We start from the raw sequence: 23278 nt of genomic DNA, 5'->3' as shown, positions 1-23278 counted from the left end.
GAAGTGGGGCGGGACCCGGTTGTTGCCGAGTGCGAGGCTTTCGAGCTGTCTGCTGTTCGTGTGTTGGCGGAGTTCATCGTTGCCGAACGCGGTGAACCGGCTGCGGCGCGCAATGGTCGGGAGCGTGGCTCCGGAGTGGCTGAGGGGCCGGAGCTCACCCAGCCCGGGCGGCAGCAGAAAATCGGCACTGCGGCGGGCCAGCCGATGCCGGAGCGGCTTCGGCGGCGGCGCGGTGAGAAGATCTTGAACCCGCGGCGTGACTGGTGGTATCCGGCACGTCGGCCGATTTGGACCGGCGGTGCCGAAATCCGGGTGAGCCGACAAGAGTTCGCGCTGCTCCGTGCGCTGTCCGGACGACGCGGGCAGGTGGTCTCCACGGCGGAGATCGAGATGGCCGTGTGGCATGAGCGGCTCGGCGAGGTAGAGCAGGTGCACCGGCTCGTCGGCAGGCTCGGTACCAGGCTGGGCTTGAGCAGCCTGATCACGCCTGTGCGCGGCGGATACCGCCTCGAGGCCGGGACGGTTAGAACGCCGGATGATATCGAGGTGGGCGGAATCGTCCTGTCGCTGCCGGTGCGTCGGGTAACGGTCGATGGCGCTGAGATCGACGACATCTCCTTCACGTGCTTCGACGTGCTGGCGCTGCTCATGGAGCGGCCCGGCCACGTCGTATCGTTGGAAGAGTTCGGCACACTGGTCTGGGGGCATCCAGTGACGCCGCGTGCAGTCCGTCAGCATGTGGAGAGACTGCGGGGCAGCCTCGAAGATCCGACATGCATCGCGTCCGTTTATGGTGTGGGCTACCGTTTCGATGGTCGGACGTCGGATCGCGCAGCGGTCGACGAGATGGTCTTGGCGGATCCGGAGCTGCTCGAGCGGGGCGGGGTGCGCTTGTCACCAGGAGCGCTTCGAGTGTGGGTCGATGGCTCCGAGGTCGAGTACCCCGCGCGGGCGGTCGCTCTGCTGATGTTGTTGATGCGGCGCGCCGGGGAGGTCGTCCCACTGGACGATATCGCAGACGAAGTGTGGGGGCACCAGCACCTTCCGAATCGGGAGGAAATCAAGCAACTTGTGATCCTGTTACGGAAAGGTTTGGGGACCTCGGCGCGCATTGATGCCAGTTATGGTCGGGGCTACCGTTTCGATGTTCGACAATCCGATAGGTCGGCCGCAGACACACGGCCAGATACATCGCAGGAGCGGGCCGACCAAGCCGCGGAGACGAGACCGGACGAGTCGCGGGGACGGGCGGACCACAGTGGTCCGCCGATCGGTTTCCGGTCGGGTGAGCCGGATACTCCGGGTGATCCGCGCGGACGGTTCGGAGGCGGCGCTGCCAGCGGCGCGCAGTCGCGAATAACACCGTGGACGGGGCTGAAGCCGGTAGCCGTCGCGCCGCGGGATTCCGGCAACCACCCAGTGGAGCGGGGTCCGGACCTGCTGGCCGGGCTGGACGCATTGGGTGAGCTCGGTCGGCTGCTTCGGGAGCAGGGCGTCGTGGTGGATTCTGCCGCGGTGGCGGCGTCGTTGGGCACCTGGGTTCCCTCCGCCGCGAAGCCGGTCGGGCTGTCGGTGCCCGAAGACGTTTATCAACTGATCCGGGAACACCACCCCGAGTGGGTGGAACTGCCACGGGACAGCGACGAGGGTCGGCGGACCGTCGGTGCAGGAGCGGTGGAGCGCTGGCCCCACCGAAGCGAAAGCCGTCCGATCCTGGCGTATGGACAGTTCCGGGTGTCGGTGGGCTGGCCCGCCCTGGTGCCCGGCTGGTCCTGGAGGAAACCGGAGTCGGGGGAGCAGCAGGCGGATGATCCCGCGCTGTACGCCGACCTTCAGGGCGGACTGCCCAGCGGGGAGCGCAAGGATCTGGTAACGCACCAGGCTCTGAAGGACCGAGCCTGGGAGGACGAGAACGGTAATCGGATCGCCGGATTACCCGACGCGTATGCCTGGACCCAGGAACGGGACCTGCCGGCGGACGCCGACCTCGCCCAGTCGGTCAAGGACTACTTGTTGAGCCCCACCCGTGCGCCATTGCCGGAACGGATCCTGGAGCAGGAGCACGCGGAGGTCATCGAGATCCTGCTCGAGGAATCGAGCCGTGTCGGCAAACCGCTGACCGAAGAGGCGCTGGCCGCCCCGGAGGTCCGGCGTGCTGTCGCATTGATCGCCGAGGGTGTGTATATCGCCCGGACCCTTTACGGTGATCCCCGGATCGGGCGGGCCAATCACCTGTACGGCTCGTTCGAGCTCTTTGAACAGCAGGTCGGGGCCTTCTGCCATGATGGAGACCTTGCCGAGGGGTTGCGCAGCATCGTACGCAACGGCCTGCTCCAGAACGGCAGGTTCGAGCACATCCTGCACACCATGGTCGCCGCCGCGTGGAGCGATATCGTCTACGGCTACGGAAGGAAGAGGGACAGCCCGGACAGCCACGACGAAAAGCGATCCGGCGCGCTCCTCGAGGCGAGTGCAGCGCTACAGGGCTTCGACGAGCCGGCGGTGGCCGAAATGGTGGAAGCTGTCCGGGCCACGACGTACAACGAGGAAACGCAGACACAATCGTTCACCTTTCACGACGACCTGCGACAGCAGCAGGCGGCCGCCGCGTCGGGTGAACGGCGGGGCCTCGGCCAGTGGAACACGGGCGAGGATCTGCACGAACTGTCCACTCCCGAGATGGTGTCCAATGCCATCGCGTTGGCGGTGGAGGACCTGATGTCGAAGCGGTACGACCTGCGACGGCTGGTCGGTCGTCGCCTGGCCCGCCTCGGCATGCGCGCCAACTTCGTGGAAGAGGCATTGCGGGTGATCGGCATCTACGGTGCGTCGCGCTTGGACAGCGATGGCCCAACGCTGCGTGAGGCTTTCGTGGCGCGGCTGCGAGGTAACGCGGCGTTTGTCGATCCGGATGCCATCAGCGGTCACCGCTATCCGGACGGCTGGATCCTCGGAAACCGCGATATGCGTCGCGATCACGCCGCGCTGATCCGCCGACTCATTCATCGACTCGAGACCGAACCCCGGTTCTCGCCGCTCGACGCCCTCCGTGCGGCGCAGGAACATGCGAAGGCCATGGACGCGAAGTACAAGGGTTTCCGCTGGCAGCAGGTGATCCGGCCGGGTCCGCAGCCGTGGAACCCGATCGCCGTCGCGGAAAATCTCCGACGTCGGCTGCCCGGTGGGGATCGACCGGGCAGGACCCAGGATGTGATCGACGGTGTGCTCCGGGTGCTCGAATTGGCCGCCCCCGGCGCCACGGACGCATTCTCGAACCCCGGGGCCCGGGCCGATGCAGCGATCGTGGTGACAATGACCCAGGACGCGGCGGGGCGGCCCAGGTTGCGTGCCCAGCTGGATTACACCGTAGTGGGTGTGCCCGTGAACCCGACGGCACTGGCACAGGCGCTGGCGGGTGTGGACTGCCGGAGTTCGATCGAGGACCACTATCCGCTCCTGCTGACCGACCGGGTCTCGACCGACGAGCACAATCTGCTCTCGCTGACCGATCGGGTTCCGATCGACAAGCTGCTCTCGCGCCCGCTGCTCGCCGAACTCCCACGGTGCCGGGTGATCCTCGATTTCGCCGACCCGGTAACCGACGACGAGCGAGACCGGACCGGGCTCGGCGAGCAGCCGGTGCAGTCCGTGCACGTGCCGATCACCGTCGGGACCGACGCCGAGGCGGTTTCGCGTCGCGCCCGATCCTTGGTCGAGGGTGCCTTGGACACTCGGGAACACACCGAACTTCTCGCGCCGATCGTCGGTGTGCTGATCACCCGCAGCGCCGCCTCGGAGATCGTCGTGGATATCGAGCGGCGCGAAGACGGCATAACCGTCGATATGCGCGCGGAGAGCTGGCTGCTGGACCTGGAGATCGGTCCGGAGGGCACTGCGCCTGTGGCGCGGGTGCGAATCCCGGGCGGGGCCGATGCGGGCCGAACCGATGAATCCGGTGATGTGCACGCAGCCCTGTCTGCGCTGCTCCCCGGTGCACCCCTACAGTTCATCGAATCAATGGCCGCGGAGACAACCGGGCTCGGCACGGGCGACCGCACTATCACGGTGATCGACAAATCCGACACCTATGCAGTCGAATACGGGGTTGATGGGGTCGCAACTCGAATCGTCCGTTCGGTACCGGCCTTTGCCGAGCCGGCCGATGATGCCATCTCGACTGGCGACGGTTCGGATCCCGCCGCAGGTGCTCGCGGCGTGCAGGTGTCCGGCGACGGTCAGCGGGAGGACGGAGATCCAGGGATTCCGATCGGTCACCGAGGGGACGATTCGGTTTCCGGCCAGGAGTCGGCACGACCGCAGCAGATCTCGCAGCGGGCGATCTATGACCTGATATATGAGGCCGGGGGCAGCGATGTACTCGAATCATTTCTCATAAAACTGGACGAATTCCGGGCAGCCCCGGAAACATCCATGGCCGTGGTACAGGCTCGTTCCACGATCGTCGCGGACTTGTGGTACGGCCTACCCCACGACCTGCAGGACGAGTTGATCGACAGACGGCCACAGATCATCGGCCGGCTCGTGGGTATTCCGGCAGCCGTCCGTGACCAGGCGAACCGAATGGCATTGGACCGCGATTTCGAACGGCTCGTTGTCGACGACGAGCTGCGGGCGATCGCCGAGTCCGACGAGTTGTGGATCGGACCCGACCCGTCGCTGCCGGAGCCGGTGCGCAATATCGTCGACCTGGTCCGGTCGTTGCGGTATGCGGAACGGCTGGCGGCGGACATGCATCCCGATATCGATGCTCCGCCCGTGCACCTGCTCGGCTACGACATCTCGGTACCCGGCGGCCGCGCGGAGGTCGGGTTCGGCGATATCGATACCGCTTCCAACGTGTCAGTGCACGTCTTCGGAGCGGACAGCACCCTCGGTACGTTTCCCGAGCGGCTTCTCTGGACCCGCAACGCCTACGAGGCGACCGGGCGCACCGACGCGGAACGGAGCACCGCGGCGGTGGCATGGCTCGGTTACGGTTCGCCCCGGGCGACACAACGCGTGGTGACCAGTGGTGCGGCCCAGCAGGCCGCACCACTGGTGACCGACGCGATGCTGTCGCTGCGTGCGGGAAGGGAGTATCTGACGGCGCATCGCGGTGGGACCCCCGCTCCGCGGATCTATCTGTGCGGTCATCGTTACGGCGGCACGGTGATCAGCGAGGCCGCGGTGGGCGGGCAGCTGGACGGGGTGATCGATGCGCTCGTCTTCCTCGGCGCGGACGGCGCCGGAACGGCCGAAACCGCAGCGGCTTACGGTCAGAATGTACAGGTATTCGCCGGGATCGCCAGCGCACAGCAGATAGGTGGGCCGGGGCAGTTCGCCGACGGCAGACTGGGACGGGATACCGCGCTGGAGGAGTTCGGCGCGATCCGGTTCGCCGCCGAGGTCTCGGTGGAAGGCCGGGCCAGAGAACCCAGGTCGGCATTCAACCTGGCGGTATTGCAGGCATTCGGCTACCGGAAATCCAGGTTCGCCGCGGAAGCACCGATCGAGGGCCAGTATTACCGGTTCGTCGACGAGCATTCCCGCGCCATGTCGGAAAGCCTCGCCAATCTGGGCCGGATCTTCGCCGGGCACGGGGAGACTGTGGAACGGGTCCGGCACCGGCACCGGCCGGCGCCGACACCGTGGCGGCCGGTCCCCTCGGTCGTCGACCCGGAAGCCGATCGGTTGGTGCGTTTCCGCGATGTTCTGGCCGACGACGACTCTCCGGATCCCGATGCCGATACGATGGAGCCGGCGCGTACCGCCTTGGCCCGGCGTGGGCGCGGCTTCACCGCCGGCGACCTGATGCACCGCGATTACGCAGACGATTTCCTGCGGTCGACGGAGCTGTCCACCGATAACCTCCGCTGGTGGGCGGGGTTGGGAGATCCGGATACCGATGCCGAAGAGCTGAGCCCGATGCAGCGCGCGTTGGTGTACCGATACCCGTTCGAGATAGGCAATGCCCCCGGTCTACCCGATCATGTGGCCGACCTCGCCAATCGCCTGCAATTGCGGCGTGACCTGGAAGTGTTTCAGTCCCGCAATCCCCGGCCCGGCGCCGACGAGACGAACGGATTGAGCGCCGACGAACAACGGCAGTTGCGCAATCTGCTTACCACTCAGGAAGCGCTGGCCCGATCCACCGGTGTCCGGCCGGGAATTCCGCAACCACGTGTGTACCTGCTCGCCTACGACTCGACGGCATTCGGCGGGCAGGGCCGCACGATCGTAGCGTTCGGCAGCGTCGACAACGCCGACCATGTGTCCTGGCAGGTGCCGGGACTCAATGGCGCTATGCAAAACCTGCCCCGGCTGTTGCACCGGGTACGCACTCTTTACGAGTCGATGGCGTCGGCAAAACCGGGAGCACGCGTAGCCGCCGTGTGCTGGTTGGGCTATGTAGCCCCGGCCGACGGAGTCTTCCTGAAGCCTTCGGTCGGATACATGCCTGTCGACGTGGGGTCGCGGTTTCTGGCCCGGGACATGCTCGCCTATCACGCTGCTCGCGCCGAGCGTGCTCGGGTCGGGGGCCGGCCGGCACCGCATATCACGCTGGAGGGTTTCGGCAACGGGTCCACTACGGCGAGTTATGCCGCGGCCGCTGGTCGGCTATCGGCCGTCGTGTCGGAATCGCCGGACGGGCCGGTCCGCGAGACGGTCATGCCGGCCGTGCCCCGGCAACGTCCAGAGATCCAGGCGCATCGGGGCGGTGGCGGACTCTGGCAGCAGAACACCCTGCGGGCTTTCGACCAGGCAATCGCTCTCGGGGTCGATGTCATCGAACTGGACGTCGTGTTGACCAGCGACGGCGTTCCGGTCATTTCTCATGAGCAACGCATCCACCGAGAGCACTGGCGCGACACGGCCCCGGCTCACCCCGGCGATCCGCAATACCCGTACGTGGGCAGAGACATTCGGGACCTCACCGTCGCCCAGCTCCGGACCCTCGAACCGGTCGATGCTCCGCGTGACGACGAAACGACTACAGCCCACCTGCCCGGGGGAATGGTGCTGCTCTCCGAGGTGGCGCCGCTGATGGAAGGGCGCGGGGTGACGCTGGCCATTGATATCAAAAGCACTCCGCGCTGGAGCGATACCGACGTCCGCGATCTCGTCGCTGCGACCGTCGACAATCTCCGCAAGTACGATATTGCCTTCCGATTCCTCGCTTTCGACTGGCGGGTATTGACCTATGCCAAGGAACTGGCACCGGATGTAGAGCGGGTGGCGCTGTTCAGCGCTCGCACGGCGTCGGCCAAATGGACAGGACGCAAACCCGGAATCTCCCCGTGGCGCCGGACGCGCATCGTGGCCGCCACTCGATTCGGTGGCCGGCGGCGGTCACCGGGCGGCAATATCCCGGAACTGGCCCGTGCCGCCGGCGCGACCATGCTCTCGCCGGTACGTACGATAGTGACCGAGGAATTCATTGCGCAGGCCGCCGCCGCCGATATGCCGTTGGTTCCGTATACCATCAACGACGCCGCCGAGATGCGTCGTTTGATTGCCGCCGGTGTTGCCGGGATAGTCACCGACTTCCCGGATCTGTTGCGTGCGGTGGCGGTGGAGAGCGGGTGCGCGGTTCCAGCATCTACGTCGCACCGGCGCGGAGAACAGTCGGAATCGCTCGATCCAGTTCCTCGAAGTGGGGACACTGCTCCCGTGACTCCTGCCGACGCGGGTGCACCGGCGGACAGCGAAGAGAAGTCCGGAACAACCTCATCCACCACGACTCCCGGCTCAGCTCTGACGCCGCAGTCGGAGAAGGAGGTCGCCCGCCTGGAGCCCAGCGGAGACAGCATCTCGGATAGCGGTGGAATCAGCAGTCCGGCGGTGGTGGTTCGGCTGACCCCTAAAGACTGGGAGATGGTAAGCAAGATCACTCGGGAATCTGTGGCCGATGCGCCCGAATCATTCACGCCGACAATGAAAGACCTTCGAGAGCGCAAGAAGAAGGAATGGCAAGAGAAGATTGCGTCTCGAGCGGCCTGCCTGGGGGTGATGCGAGGCGACACGCTGATCGGGATCGTGAATATCAAGCTGGTTTCCGATCGATCGGACACCGTCGAACTGAATGGGATATTCGTGGTCCCGCGTGAACGTGGCACCGGGGTGGGTGATCTATTGATCGACAGTGCCGTGGACTGGGCACTCGAGCACCGCTTCCGCTGGATACGGAGGTTTCAACGTGCAGACAACGCTCACGCCGAGCGTCTCTATTCGCGGCATAGCTTTTACCGCGCGGGTGATGAACCGAACTACTACGCTGACGGCTGCGCTCGGATTTGCATGGTCCGAGACCTGTCCGATGGTGGGTCGGTTGAGGATCCGCGTACGAAAACCGTTCCCAATCAAGGAGATGGGACTCGCTCGGCAGGGCCCTCGAGCCGGACCGACCCGCCATCGCCGAACGCACCGGCGCCTTCGAGCGTCGAACAGCCGTCGGGCGGGGCCGCTTCGCAGAGCTCGACGTCAGCCCGGCCCGACAAACCCCAGGGTCCAGTGATCGGTCACCGGCCTTCCGGGCAGGAGGAGCCGATGCCGGCTCCGAACGCGGCGATTGTCGAGGTTACGGATTTTCCGTTTCCGGCGCGTGCGCAGGTCTGGGCGTGGCCGTTGACGAAAGAGGCCGCGGAGATTGTTGCCAAGCTGCGTAGGTTTGCCGAATGGCAGGCACGGGCGGCGAACTCCGTGGTCGTCCGCCTGCGTGCGCTGGGTCGGGCGCCTACTCCGGAGGATTGGTTGGCGGAGTACCGGACTCTGATGGACGAGAGGGCCGAGGAACCTGTCCTGCACCCCGGCAGCCGGTTGAATGATCCCGTCACCGACGAGGATTTCCATATCGATGTGTTCGGAGACAACGAACCCGGTGACGGCGCGGTGTGGGATCCCCGGACACGCCAACGGATCGGCGGACTACCGACCCCCGCGTCCGAGATCTACGAAGAGACCGGTGCGCGAACTCGCGCCCGGTTTCAGGCCGAGGGGATAACCGGGGAGGAATTGCAGAACGAAATTCTTCTCTCCGACTCCGACGGGACCGTGGTCGATGGGAACCGCATCCTTCGGGGTGTGCTTGCCGAACATGCCGTGACCGACCAGAAACGCCGGAATCTGGCGCGCGGTCTCGATGTCAGCAAACGGCCGATCCTGACACCCGAGCGAGTTGTCGTGGTACCGGCGAAGAAGGCCGATCGGGAGCGGATACTCCAGGATGCGATGGAGCAGATTGCCCGGCCCGGTGCGTTCACGGTCGAGGTGTGGGCGAATGTCGCTTACAAGCTTTTTCAGGCGCCGCAGCGGTTGAATGGTTCGGATTCGGTGATCAGGACTTTTCTCGCGGCTGTGGCCGTATACCGTCTCGGTCGAGTGCCTGCCATTCCGCATGATATCGATCTCCGTGCGTTGACGTTGAGTCAACGAGAGTTCGTGCGGTTCATGGTGCTGGCGGACGCGGGTGTTGTTGCTGATGCCGGCGAGTATGCTGCGATGGCCGATACGGGATCGCCGGAGACCGACCCAGGGACCGGCGAGACGGCCGCCGGATCGCCTGGATCACGGTCGGGATCCGGTGGCGAGCCCACTGCGGTGGGGACGAAAGCCCTACGGACCGGGCACGTGGACTTCTATCACGGTGTGGAGGTTCCCGATCCCTACAGTTACTTCGAAGATCCGGATGACCCCCGTACGCGCGAATACACTGCCACACAGAACATTGTCGCGGAGCGGTACTTCGCTGAGCCCGAGTCCAGGTTCGAGGAGACCAGGCGGCGGATCGAGCAACTGAACGGGCCTCCCCGCAGTACAGAGGTGAAGACAGCCGGTGGGTGGTACTTCTTCACCGCGAACCGGGATTCGCGGGATTATCAGATGCTGTTTGCGCAACACGGGCGTGACGGGTCGCCAGTGATGTTGGTGGATCCGAACGATATGCCCGGCAATGTGGAAATCGCCGGGTTCGAACCGAGTCCGGATGGTCGGCATGTGGTATATCGCATGCGGCAGGACGGAACCGACGACCTGGAGATTCGCGTCTGCAGTGTTTCCGTAGACGGGGAATACGTGTCCGTAGACCGGGACTACGCCGTGGCAGTGAGCAGGCACGCGGGCAATCCGTCCTGGACGTCGGATAGTTCGGGATTCTGCTACGGTGCCGCCGATAATCTGGATCGGACGCCGCCGGATTTCCACGTTCGTTTCCACCGGTTGGGTACCGAGGGGCCGGACAAAATTGTGCACGACGGTTCCCGGCACAAGGACAACAAGTCGAGAAGACGCTTCATTCCGACCATGGTCGGCGACGACAATCATGTAGTGGTGGTGGACGCCAGCGACCATTATGTAGATTTTTGCCGGCTGGACGGCAATTCGACCCCGACCTACCGGTTCGGCCACCCCGAATATTCCTATGAGTACATCGGCGACCACGCGGGCGAGCTGTTCTTCCTCACCGACCACGATGCTCCGAACGGCCGGATAGTCGCTGTGGATCCGAAGCGTCCGGATCCGAAGAATTGGCGCGAGGTCCTCACTGCGCCGAGCGATCACTACCTGCGGCCCGCGCAGAGTGCTGCTGGTGCTCGGATCGTAGGCAGTCAGATTCTCGTGTTGGCCGAACGCCTTGGCCGACCAGTGATGTTGCGGTTTTCTCTCGACGGGGCCCGGGCGGATGATGTCGCGCTGCCTGCCGACGGCGTGATCGGAATCAAAAGGTGGTCCGCCGACGAGCGGGAAGTGTTAGTGCGGTGTTCGTCCTACCTGTGGCCGCCAACGGTGATGCGGTGTGCTGTCGAGACGGGTGAGTTCACGTCGTGGGAGGAGTACGTGGCCGGTCCCCGGGATCCAGCCGAAGCGGAGGAGACCGGGCTACTGAATCCCGCTGAATATCATATTGAGCAAGTCTTATATCCGTCACGTGACGGGACGATGGTGCCGATAACGATCGTGCACAAAGAGGGATTGCTGCGGGATGGGAGCAATCCCACACTGCTCAGTGGCTATGGTGGTCACGGCATCACCTACTTCCCGTTCTACGATCCCAGTAATGCAGCATTGCTGGAGCAGGGTTTCGTCCTGGCGTTCGCCCATGTGCGCGGCGGCGGCGAATTCGGCCGGGAGTGGTACCGGGCGGGCATGATGGACAAGACGAAGGACCGGTTCGACGACTTCATCGCCGCGGCCGAATGGCTGATCGCCAACGGGTACACCACACGCGAACTCCTGGCGGCCGCCGGCGCCAGTAATGGCGGTTTCATGGTCTCCGGCTGCGCTGCTCGAGACCCTGGTCTGTTCCGTGCCGTTATCTGCGACGTAGGGGTTGCCGACCTGCTGCGGAAGCAGTACTCCGGGACCGGGCCGGTTTGGATAGGCGATTACGGCAACTCGGAAAAGCTCGAGGATTTCCAGTTCATGTACGCACTATCTCCGGTGCACAACATCCAGGAAGGTGTCCACCATCCTGGCTACTTCATCGTGACTCCTGACAATGACGTCCGTGTGCCCCCTTTTCACGGCCGAAAACTCGGTGCCACCTTGCAGCACGCCACGATCAGCGGAAATCCTGTGCTCGTATACTCTGAGCCCGACTCCGGTCACGTGGGCGGGGCGCAGCATGCCATTATCGCCGCCGATACTCGCCGTGCTGCTTTCCTGCTCCGGGAGCTCGGTGGAGCACCGGGTCACTATGCCGCGGGTCCCTTGATCGGGAACCTTTCGGAGTCCGACGAGGCTGAACCGGGTGACGACGCCGCCCCCTTCATCGGCAGCCGGGACAACGATCCGCACTACGGGTCCGCGGGCGGCAGTAACCGGGCTGATACGACAGGTGACGGCCCGAATCGGGCGTCGCGGGTGCCGGATCCGACACTGCCTCTGGATCGGACGCCGGAGGCGGAACCTGCACCGCAGCGGCTGGCATCACCGCAAGAGATTTACGACCGTATCTATCAGCGGGCCGAATCCGGGAGCGAACCTTCGGCTCCGGTTCTGACGGCCGAGTTGTCGGCTCTGAGCGGAGCAGTGGACCGGGCGACGGCATCCGATCCGCACGCCGAGATGATCTCGCTGCTCGATTTCGGCTACGGAATGGGGCGGGTGACCGTTGATTTCGCGTTGAACCATTCCTCTCTTTCCGGTGAGCGTAAGCCGCTGTTGATCCTGGCCTACGATGTTTCCGGGGTCGGATTGGCGAAATCGGCGGCTCTGCTTCGTGATCGGCACGGTTTTGCGGGATGGGTTTCGGTGCAGTCCGAGCCCGTATCCGGGTATGTGATGGGGGAACTCGGTCGGCGTGTCGGCGGAGTGGACATAGTGTTTCGCTTCGTACACGGGCACGAGAACGATTCCGTCGAAGCTGTCCAGCAGCTGATCCTCAGAGCCAATAACGGGAAGAAAGTGACGGTCACGAGCTCCTGGGGCGGTTCGGTCGGGCGTACTCCTGGGATCAGGGCGAGAGCGCGACTGTTCGAAGCGCTGGGTTCACTGACCGATCCACGCGGGGAGATGGTGATCGCGGTTTCATCCGCCGGAGCCATGGTGGATGAGGCACGGTATTGGTACGCGAAGCTGCGGAAGAACGACGTCGACGGCTACCCGATCGAGGAGTTCGGTGATGTGGTCTACGACACCGAGATTCCAGGTGTCGTCGACTTTTGTCATCTTTTCGACAGCGACCTTCCTCAATACATGAAGATTGCGCAATCGCGCCAGAACCAGCGTGTTTGGGTGGAGGGGATTCGGCATGCCGGTCCCGAGCCGGATACTGCCGCGTCCGAGCAGGAGGACCACCGGAAAGTCACCGAACTGAACAGTGCGAAAACCGACGGGCTGTGGGACTACGACGATTATGTGAAATTTCATACCGTCGTAGTATTTCGCAGTGGAACGACAGTTCTACCCGAAGGTGCCGAGGTATCGGTCGACCCCGGGATTGCGTCGGGTGGGTTTCGGCGCGGTGCAACCGAAGTGCGTCGGCTGGTGCCCGACGAGTGGTATGTGAACCCAGATTACTTTCGATATTACCGGCGTAAGTCGGCACTGGACTTCAGTACGGTCGACGGTCCGATACCGTTGCTGACCGAACAGTACTACCGGGAATCATACGAGCGGCTGGAGACATTTATTGCTTTTCGTGGTGACGAACCGATCGGAAGAACTCGATTGGAGTTCACGCAGGACCCCGGTGTCCTGGAGATGGGTGGCGTGAATGTCTCACTCGGTGCGCTCGGAACCGGAACAGGGGACCGTATGGTGCGGGCTGCGCTGGGATGGGCGCGGGCCAGTGGCTATCGGGAAGTCAGGCTGTGGGTACGGGAGAACAACGAGCAGGCCATAGATCTCTATCGGCGAGCCGGTTTCGTATTCACCGGCAATACTGAGAAGCATTGGAGCGCTTTATCTCTCCGGATTCTCGAAATGGTGGTGAGATTCGAGGAGGCCGCCTCACTCGGACCGGGCTTCGACGAGACTCTGGAGAGTTTGCTCGCTGTAGGTGAGCGGTCGGCGTGGGCGGTGTGGGGCCGCGAACTCATGGAACTGGCGGAACTCGGCTACGAGCAGGCGGATCACCACCTCACGACAATCCTGGGCTTGTCGGAACCGGTACGCCTGGCCCACCTGACGCCGGTTGTGCAGGCTCTGAACCTGACCGAACACGACACCCTGTATCACATCGGATCCGGTGCCGGTACTGCCACGATGTTCTTCGGAATCGCGACTGCGGCCGGGGAAGTGGTTGGAATCGAACCAGATCCCGCCGACGCGCACTTCGCGGCGGGACGCGCGGATCGATTAGGTTTGTCACACGTCCGGTTCGTGAACCGGGATGTTCTGGATACCGATCTGTCCACCGCTACCGCCTTCTACGTCGGGAAGTCATTCGCCTCGGCGCCGGATCAGGACAGTGTGGGAGTGCTCGCGCGTCGGTTTGTAGAACTGGGCTCCAGAAAGCGAATTCAGGTAGCCGTCATGGGCGTGGAACACGTAGGGCTGCGAACCTTTTTGCTGGAGAGCGGAAGGTTCTCGGCGGAAGATGTTCTCGAAAACGGCGCCAGTGGAACTATATTCCGGAGCCATGGGCATGCATCATCGATGCTCTGGCCGCAGAAAGACCACCAGTCGTCGGGCGGGGCCGACTCGCAGAGCTCGGCGTCGTCCCGGCCCGACGCCGCTGAGACCATTGCCACGTTGCGGCGGTTCACCGAGTGGCAGGCCCGGTTCGAAAGGATGGAACTGGCGCGTACGGCCTTGGCCCGGCTTGACGATCCCGCCGAGGTGCGCCATTTGATCGACGCCGGTGTCGCCGGGACTCTCGGCAGCCGGGACTACGATCCGCATGACGGGTCCGCGGACGGCAGTGATCGGGCTGATACGACGCCGCGCGAGGACCTTCGTGAGGTGGGTCCCGGGCGTCGCCTGCCGGTCGATTCCGGAGCGTACTCGGCATCACCCGTCGAACACGACGACGGCCCAGGAACCGGATCCGGCGAATGGACGGCGTCCGGCGGGCACGCTGTGGATGCAGTGCCGGATCAGGTCAGGGAGCTGCTGCGGTTGACCGAGGTCGGCCGCCGGGTGCTGGCATCGCTGGATGCGATGCCGGTTCATACGCGCTTCGAGTTCATGGGTGAGGGTGGTCATCGCGGTGGCGAGTGGAACGAACAGCAACATGCGGCCACCGTCTTCACCTCCGGTAATGACTATGTGGCGCAGGCACTGTTTTTGGCGCACGAATCGGTACATGCCGAGTTCTACATCGAGAATCGCTCGGTTCGCGATCCCTCGTCGTTGTCTCGCAGGGAATATGTGCGAAAGATGGTGGCGGAGGAGACGGCATGTTTCCGGCGGTCCGCCGAGTTGGCGGCCGAGCTACGCTCTCTGGGATTCGAGGTTCCGCCGCAGGTAGCCGAAGCCGCCTACGTAACGGCATACGACAAGGCGGTACTCCGCCGCGCGGGTAGGGGGCCGACTCCGGACGAGATTCACGACCAAGCGCACGTATCGGCGATGCGCGCTGCCGAGCAGGAGGTCGCTTCCTTCCGTTGGAACGACGGCCGTGACTACCGACGGTTCTACCGGGCAATCTGGGACAAGGCATCGGGAAGCAAACCATCCTCTGCCGCGCAGCCGGCCCAGGCCGATGCGGGGCATCCCGGGCGCTACGAACTGACGCCGGCCGGCGCGGAACGAATGCGCCAAGCTGTGCTGCACTACCAGCATGACGTCGTCCTGGGACGCGATCTGGTCCGGCGGCTGTCGGAACGGATGGCGGCACACGGGCTCGGCTCCGGCACCACCTCGGCGATCAGGGCTCGGGCCGCGCGCGAGGTCGCGACACTGGACGCGGAATCGGCAACGGCTTCCCCGGAACAGCTGCCGGATCTGCGGCGTGCGCAGCACCGGTGGCGGGAACTGTCGGATATGGCCGATGAACTCGACAGCGCCGAGGCTGCGATCCGGGGCGACCGGTTGGCGACGATGCGAGACATAGTCGTCGCCGATATCATGGACCGGAAGACCGAAACCGTTTCGAATGCGCAACGCATTTCGGGCAATGCGGTGCTGCTGCCCGGCACACCGGCGCGGCTGGTGATCGTCGCCGGACCAGGCGAACACCAGGCCGCATTGTCCGATCCGCGCGTGGCTGCCGCGGGCCGCGGCGCACAGGTCGAATACTGTCATGTGACAGTGCATCCGGACGGCGAGGCGCAGGTCTGGACATTGGTCGGCCCGACCGAACCACAGCAACCGCCGACCCTGACCCCGTTGCATCTCGTCGAGACGGCGACTCGGCAACGTATAGAGCGCATTCGCACCGAACTGGGCGGCACCGAAGTAGGAGCGTGGGTGCTCGAGACCTTGCACGATGTGGAGATCGTGCACACCGCCGACCCTGCCGCGGCGGGCTATAAACCGATCCTTCACCGGTTGGTGCTCGATATCGGGATGTCGGATGAACAGCACATGGCGCAACTGGTGCATCATGCGATTCATGTGGCCGTGGCCCGCGGCCGGGAGACGATCGAGACCGTGCGCGAGCAGCTGACCCTGCCGCGAGAGTCGTACATCGATATTCGGACAGCCGAGGAAACACGCGCGCACGCAATGGAAATTGTTGCCTCACTGCAGCTTCGAGCAGCCGGCTACGAGGTTCCGGAGCCGATCGGCATGCGCGCCTACACCGATGCCTACTATCGGGCCCGCGCGGAGCTGGTCGACAATATGGGTCTGGCGGGGCGAGTAGTTCCCGAGCGGTTCCTGCCGGTCCTGGACCGGATATCCAATGACGCCGGCCTCGCTTCGTTACGTCCGGTAGTGGAAGCGCATGCGGTGCACGGGGAACGCTACCGGGACATTTACGGCAAAGCATGGGACGCCGCTCGAGGTGTGCAGTCGTTCGCCGAACAAGTGCAGGCGGCCCGCATGAGCGGTGAGCGATCGGTGCGGACCCTCGATGACGGCACTGCAGTTCAGGGCGTGCTGAAAGTCGAGCTGATCGCCTTCAACGATGACTCGGAATATGTGCGCATGCCCCTGCGGGATATCCGTGATGTGCACGCGGCGGTACTGTCGTCGCGGCTGGGCCGTTCGTTCGGTGTGCCGATGCCACGGATTGTCGCGGACGGCAATGTGTTGTACTGCGAGAAGACCTCGTGGGCGCTGCCGGTCGAGCTCGGCCGGATCGGTCTCGGTTCGGTTGGTCTGGGAATGCACGATGTCCTGGCCGCCTTTCCGGACACTGCCGAGCGCGTGATGGTCGGGAACGAAAAGGTCGCCTGGAGTATTCATCATCGCGCGTTCGCGGCCAGGACCCTTTCTGCGGAGACAGTGAGCAGATTTGCGCAACGGTTCCTGCGTGTGCGTAACGATGGAACTGTCGAGGGCATTGCGCATGACGTCACCGAGGCGGAACTCGAATGGTTCCGCGATCGGGTGGTGGAATTGCGGCCGGAGTTCGAGCGGCTCGGACGGGCCGACTGGCACGACATGATGATGGATCGACTTGCACAGATTGCACAGCACGTCCTACCGGAGGCTGTCTCGTCACAGAGCGATCACATCTCCTCGGGCCCGCCCGACGATAGCGATCCCGGCCGCCCGGAGCCCGCATCGCTGCAGCATCTCGGAAACCGTCGAAGGCATATGGTTCCGGAAAGTCCGGCGTCGTGGTCGCGTCCGGCCCCGCAGCCGCGGGGTGATACGGACCTCCCGGCGGAACCTCCTGGTCCGGAGGGTCCGCCGATCGGTAGTCGAGACAACGATCCGGTTCCCGAACGTTCCGTCCACGAGCCATTGCGGAACCCTGTCGAGGACTCGGATCCGCTCGCCCGGCCGGACGTATTAGGTGGGCTCGACTGGCCTCGGGCATCCGTCGGACGACCCGATGAATGGGATGCTGCCGGACGGTCTCCCGATCTCTCGGTGGTGCACGAACCAGGTGATCCAGCGGCTGGTGGCAGTGTTCGGGAGGCTACGCCCCTGTCGCCGAATCCCTCGCAGGAACCCTCTGCGCCGGTAAGATCTTCGGCGTCGGACGTTGACGGAACGGCTGGTGAAGTTACGGTGATGCCTCGGGCTGTGGTCGAGGCGGGACAGCCCCAGGCCGAGATCGGTCCTGCGTCCGTGACCGCCGATCACGCGGCCGGGCGCGGTGGCTTCGGAGACAAACGCGCTGCTGACGAAGGGATCCGGGATGAAGGAAAAATTACCGGCGTCAAATGGGCCGGTAGAATCACGGGCGCCTCGAGGCTACGGCAAACCCATGGATTGCCGGCAGGCTGGATCGAGTGGGCGGCCAGTGATGTGCAAGTTGCTGCGGCGGAAGGCTCGGATGCGCAAGCTGAAACTGACGAGTCGGTAGAGGGCCGACCCGAAGGTCCGCCGATCGGCACCACGCCGGACGAACGGGGCCTGCCGACTGGTGAGTCGGAGTGGTCGACTCCTTGGTCGCGCGAAGAGGGCCGCGGGTTGCCGGGGTCGGCTGCTCGGTCCGGTGGTCCGGCGGATGCGGGTCCTTTGATCGGGAACCGGTCGGATGAATCGGATGAGGGCGGGCGAACCGATCGTGGCTCGGGATCGATTGGGATGCGGTCGGATGATGTGGACGATGAGGGCCGATTCGGTGTCGATGACGGGTCGGGTCGGGTCGGGTTGCTTCCGGATGAGCCGGTGTCGGCGTGGCGGGTCGATAGTGCCGGGTTGATCGAGGAGTTCGTGGGTGATACTCCGCCGACGTATGAGCAGTTGCGGGAGCGATTGCGTGCGCTGGCGGATCGGTATTCGGATGAGCAGGCGTTGTTCCAGGAGATCGGTCGCACCCGGGAGGATCGGCCGATGGAAATGCTGTCGATATACGGCGGTCCGAACAATATCGAGCTGATTGTCGATCCGCATCCGATGGAGCCGGTCGGTCGTGCCACGGTGTTGGCGTTTGCGGAGTACTTCTGTTCGCGTCCGGAACTCCGGTCGGTATATTCGCTGCACATTGTCGTGAGCGCCGATCCCGATCGTGCGGTGTCGTTCGAGCCGCCCCCCCGGACTGTGGGACCGGTGGATCTGGCCGAATATTACCTCGGGGGTGAAAAACCCCCAACACCTGATTGGCAATATCTGAGAAGGTTTCCGGTCGAGGTAGCCGACGACGGTTCCGTCCGGGTGCCGGAGAAGAGTATTCCGGCGCAGCAGGTTCCGTGGCCCGAGACCTTGGCTGTGATGGGTCCGACCAAAGCGCTGGAACCTCTTGTGCTCTGGTCTGGGCACAATTGCCTCGACAGCGGTGCCTACCTGTTCTTCGGTTACCTCGAGGATCCTCGAGTCCAAAGGCTCGGACCGCTGATACCAGATGTGTTCGCAGAGGTCGCCGAGCGCCACGGTATCCCGATCGAATCGAGTCCTTCCGATGTCATTTCTTCCCCGAAGGCGACGAAGCGGCTCGGACACGGTGTATACACCGCGTTCGATCTTCCGGACCGTGCTTTTTCGGGGCGGTTCGCCTCCTGGTACGGAAGTGTGCCTATGACGATCGAGGTGCCGGAGTGGGATGTGCAGCCGTCGAGCCTGACCCGGTTGCAGGCCGCTGATCGGCTGGAGCAACGTGCCGAGGTGTTCCGCAGCCTGGCCCGGCGCTTTCCGCCGGGTTTCGATCCTGCACTCGATAATTGGATCAGGTTGGTCAAGGATTGGCGGCGTGATCCGAATTCGATGTTCGATCCCGGAATTGTGCATCGCGGCTCGTTGCGCCGTATGACGCGTTTCCTGAAACGTATCGACGAGGCATTGGCTGCCGCTCCGGATAATGCTGATCTGCAGGTTCTGCGGGAGGATGCATACTCGAATTTTCTCGAGTGGATTCAGTTCCAGCATGATGATCAGAACCCGGTCTGGCGGCCGTTGCGTTCCACGGCCGGGATGCAATTGGATATACTTTTCTCGACTATTCCCATGGTGCGAGCGGCTGATTCCATTGTGGGGGAACGGCGCGGTCGCGTCTGGTTGAATTCGGTTACGCGGCGGGCCTGGGTCGAGGGCGATGAAATCCACTTGGATGAAGATGAATTCGCGCTGCTCGATGTTCTGACACTGAACCGAAGGAGCGTTGTCAGCCCGGCGGATATCGAAACTGCGGTATGGGGCAGACATGCGCCCACAAGTGATACCGCGGTCGACGCTCTGGTGGACAGGCTCAGGGACAAGCTGGGTGTAGATGGATCCATCACTTCTGTGCCCGGCGGCTACCAAATCGAGACCGCAAAGGGCATGGTGGTGGGGCGGGTCGGGCTGGCGCCGGCGGCGCGGAAGGTGTGGGTCGACAAGGTCGAGGTCCAGGACCCGATTACTCATGGACAAGTCGCGCTGCTGAAGTATTTCATGAAGCAGGAGGGGGACGTTGTATCGCCGGAAAAGATCAGAGAACGGCTCTGGCAGAATTCGGTTCCACCGGAAACTGTGAAGTCCGATGTGTCGGCTCTGCAAAGAGTCTTGGGTGATACGGGATTCATAACGTGGGCCGATGAAGGTTGGCGGTTCGATGGCCGCGGATCGCACCGGGAAGATGGCGATGTGCCGCGGGAGGAGCCGCCGTCCGGCGGGTCGCAGAGTCCGCTGATCGGGGAGCGGCCGGAAGACGGCCCGGGGAAACCGGATTCGACGCCGGCCGAGCGGGAGGAAAACGGTGGTGACAGCCGGGGGATTTCCCGGGCGAATCTGGCTGGCAGCGACCCGCCCGAGACCAGGCAGGTGCCGGATACCGGTTCTGTTCCGGAGCAGATACCAGGGGTGGACTCGGCGGTGGTCGGGCCTCCGCATTCGCAGGGTGAGCTTCGGGACAAGGTTGCGCAGCCTGGGCAAGCCGGTGTAGAGGAGTTGCCGGTTGCCGGGGCGTCGTCTGGGGCCGGGTATGAGCTGCTGTCCGGGGAGGCGGGTAAGGACGAGGCAGGCGATTATCCGATCGGTACCCGGTCCGGTGACGAAGATGGTCTGGAAGGCTCGGATGCGCCCGCCGAAACTGACGAGTCGGTAGAGGGCCGACCCGAAGGTCCGCCGATCGGCACGACGCCGGACGAACGGGGCCTGCCGACTGGTGAGTCGGAGTGGTCGACTCCTTGGTCGCGCGAACAGGGTCGCGGGCTTCCAGGGTCGCCTGCTCGGTCCGGCGGTCCGGCGGATGCGGGTCCTTTGATCGGGAACCGGTCGGATGAATCGGATGAGGGCGGGCGAACCGATCGTGGGCCGGGATCGATGGATGGCGGACCGGGTAGGGATCGGGTCGGTGCTACGGATGGGCAGGTGGAGGCTTGGAATGCCGCGACGCTGGATCGGTTCGCGTCCGGTCCCGGTTTCGCGCAGCAGGTGCAGGAGATCAAGGAACGGTTGGAGAACACCGCGGGAGGTTTCTTTGGTAACCCCGATCGGTGGGGTGAGGAGATGTTCCGGTTCGTCGTGACCGCTGATCATCCGCGGGGGGTGTGGCAACGCACGGGTGTCGAGGAGTTCCGTGGGTCGGCGCCGCGGTGGGAGACGGTGCTGGACCTGGATGCGGTCAGCGCCGAGGACGCGCCCTTGACGTGGATGAACGCCCTGATCTCGCCGAATGGTCGGCGGGCGCTGGTGGCAGTGTCCCCCGACGGCGGTGACGCCCACTATGTCCGGGAATACGATCTCGAGACACGTGGATTCGTGCCCGCCGACCGAGGCGGGTTCGTTACCCCGCTCGCGGTGAACACGATCGGTTGGGCCGATGATGACACGGTGTTCGTCTCCACCGATTTCGGGAAGGGGTGCAGCGTCAACGGTGCGGGCTACCCCCTCACCATCAAGCGATGGCGGCGCGAGACACCGCTGGCCGCGGCGGAGACCCTCTCGACCGGCGAGCCGACCGACTCCGATGTGGTCGCCGGCCGTTGCGACGGGACGGTCATGACGCGGAAATGGGAGGTCGGTAGAGGCAGTGCGGTCGGTTTCTTCAAGGTTCACCGATCCGGTGATTCGGGTCGGTGGGAGTTCGATCGGGAGGACGGGAAGGGGTTCCAGCGGCTGGATGTACCCGAGGATGTTCAACCGTTCTGGAACGGTGAGCACCTGCTGCTGTTGACGGGAAGTGATTGGGAAGTAGGCGGCAAGGTCTACCCTGCTGGTAGCCTGCTGGCCACCGGGTGGGAAGCGTTCCTGCCCGGCGGCACCCGAACACTGCAGACCGTTTTCGAACCCGACGACGACGGCCGCACGGTGATCCAGACACCCCATTTGGGTCAGCGGTCGGGGGATCGGCAGTTCGGGTGGACGAAGGACTACTTCGTCCTCGGTGTGCTCGATGACGGACGACCGCGGGTGTTGGTCGCCGCGCCGGGCGCTGACGGCGCATGGGTCACCCGCGTGCTCGATGTCGCCGACGAGCCCCGCCAGTTGTCGTTCTCCGGGTTCGACTCCGGCAGTAATCGATTCGAGATCACTCTTCAGTCACCGGGTGTGCCCCGTACCGTCCACATGGTCGACCTCGTCACCGTCGATGGGCACCCGAACCTCACCGTCGACACGACGACCCGAGACACCGGGGCCGGGCCGCCGGCCCCGGTCACCACGGCGGGATTCGCTACCGCGCCCGACGGGACGAAGGTCCCGTACTTCGTCACGGGGCTGCCCGGCGCCACCGGGCCGGTCATACTCTGCGCCTACGGCGCATACGGAATCGTCATATCCCTCTGCTACACCGATTTCGGCAAACAGTTCGTCGAGTTGGTGGCCGAGGGGTATCGGATTGTCACCGCGTGTCCCCGGGGCGGCGGCGAGTACGGTCCCACCTGGCATGAGCGAGGCCGCGGGCTAAATGTGCGCAACACGATCGACGACTTCGCTGCGGTGGCTCGGCACCTGCATACCATTGGTGTCTGTACCCCCGCCACCACCGTGAGTTACGGGTACAGCAGTGGTGGGATGCTGACCGCGGCCGCGGCCAACACATATCCCTGGCTGTTCGGTGCCGTGATCGCTGCCGCCGCCTTGCTGGATGTCCCCGGAAATCTCCGCGCCGAGGGGTCCTTGTTCATCCGCCAATACGGCGATCCCGACGACCCGGAGACCTTGGCTTACCAGGAAAGCTACTCCCCCCTGCAGAACTTGCCCGGCGATGCGGGGCCCGCCAGGCAATATCTGGCCAGGACCCATGACAATCGGGTCACTCCCGCCGGCAATGCCCACAAGATGGTGGCCCGCCACGAACGGTACGACCACTCCGGTGTCTACTATTACGAATGCCCTGAAGGTGGCCACAACGACGGCAGTCTCTCCACCGCCGCCGAAGCATTCGAGATAGCGCTGACACAAGAATTCATCCGGCAGACAGTGGGCCGCGCACCCGCACTCGCCGAGCCTTACTCACTCGCCGCTCCGCAGATGCGGGCGCAGGCGATTTTCGGGCCGTTCGGGCATCGCGTGCCGGGTGAGTTGCCTCCATTGCTACTCGAACTTCGGGCGAGGCACGCCGCCGCGCCCGACATCGGAAACCGTTCGAAGTGGGCGCAGACGGCTTCCGGGCCGTTCGGGCATGGGGTGCCGGATGAGTGGCTTCCATGGTTACTCGAACTTCGGGAGAAGCACGCCGCCACGCTCGACATCTGATCAGGGAACGAGCGACACCGTCGCTGGATGAGACCGGCCACACCATTCGGCGGCTGATCGAGGGCTCCGCCGACTTTGCTTCGCATCGTGCAGCCGGACCGAACGTGCCGGGGATTCGAGAGGCTCCATGCCCTGTGGTCTGGTCTGTCGCGCACGGAAA

1 protein-coding gene is annotated in these 23278 nt (G+C 64.4%); it reads left to right on the top strand.

All coding sequences use genetic code 11. From position 1 onward, the window contains the following. Nucleotides 1-60: 60 nt before the first annotated feature. A complete protein-coding gene (locus tag ABZV91_RS16570; RefSeq protein ID WP_355241824.1) occupies nt 61-23118 on the top strand; it encodes a GNAT family N-acetyltransferase in 23058 nt (7685 codons plus the stop codon). The last annotated feature ends 160 nt before the right edge of the window (nt 23119-23278 follow it).

It is taken from the genome of Nocardia sp. NPDC004568 (assembly GCF_040609955.1).
Classification (GTDB): Bacteria; Actinomycetota; Actinomycetes; order Mycobacteriales; family Mycobacteriaceae; genus Nocardia.
This window is presented reverse-complemented; position numbering and strand designations above follow the sequence as displayed.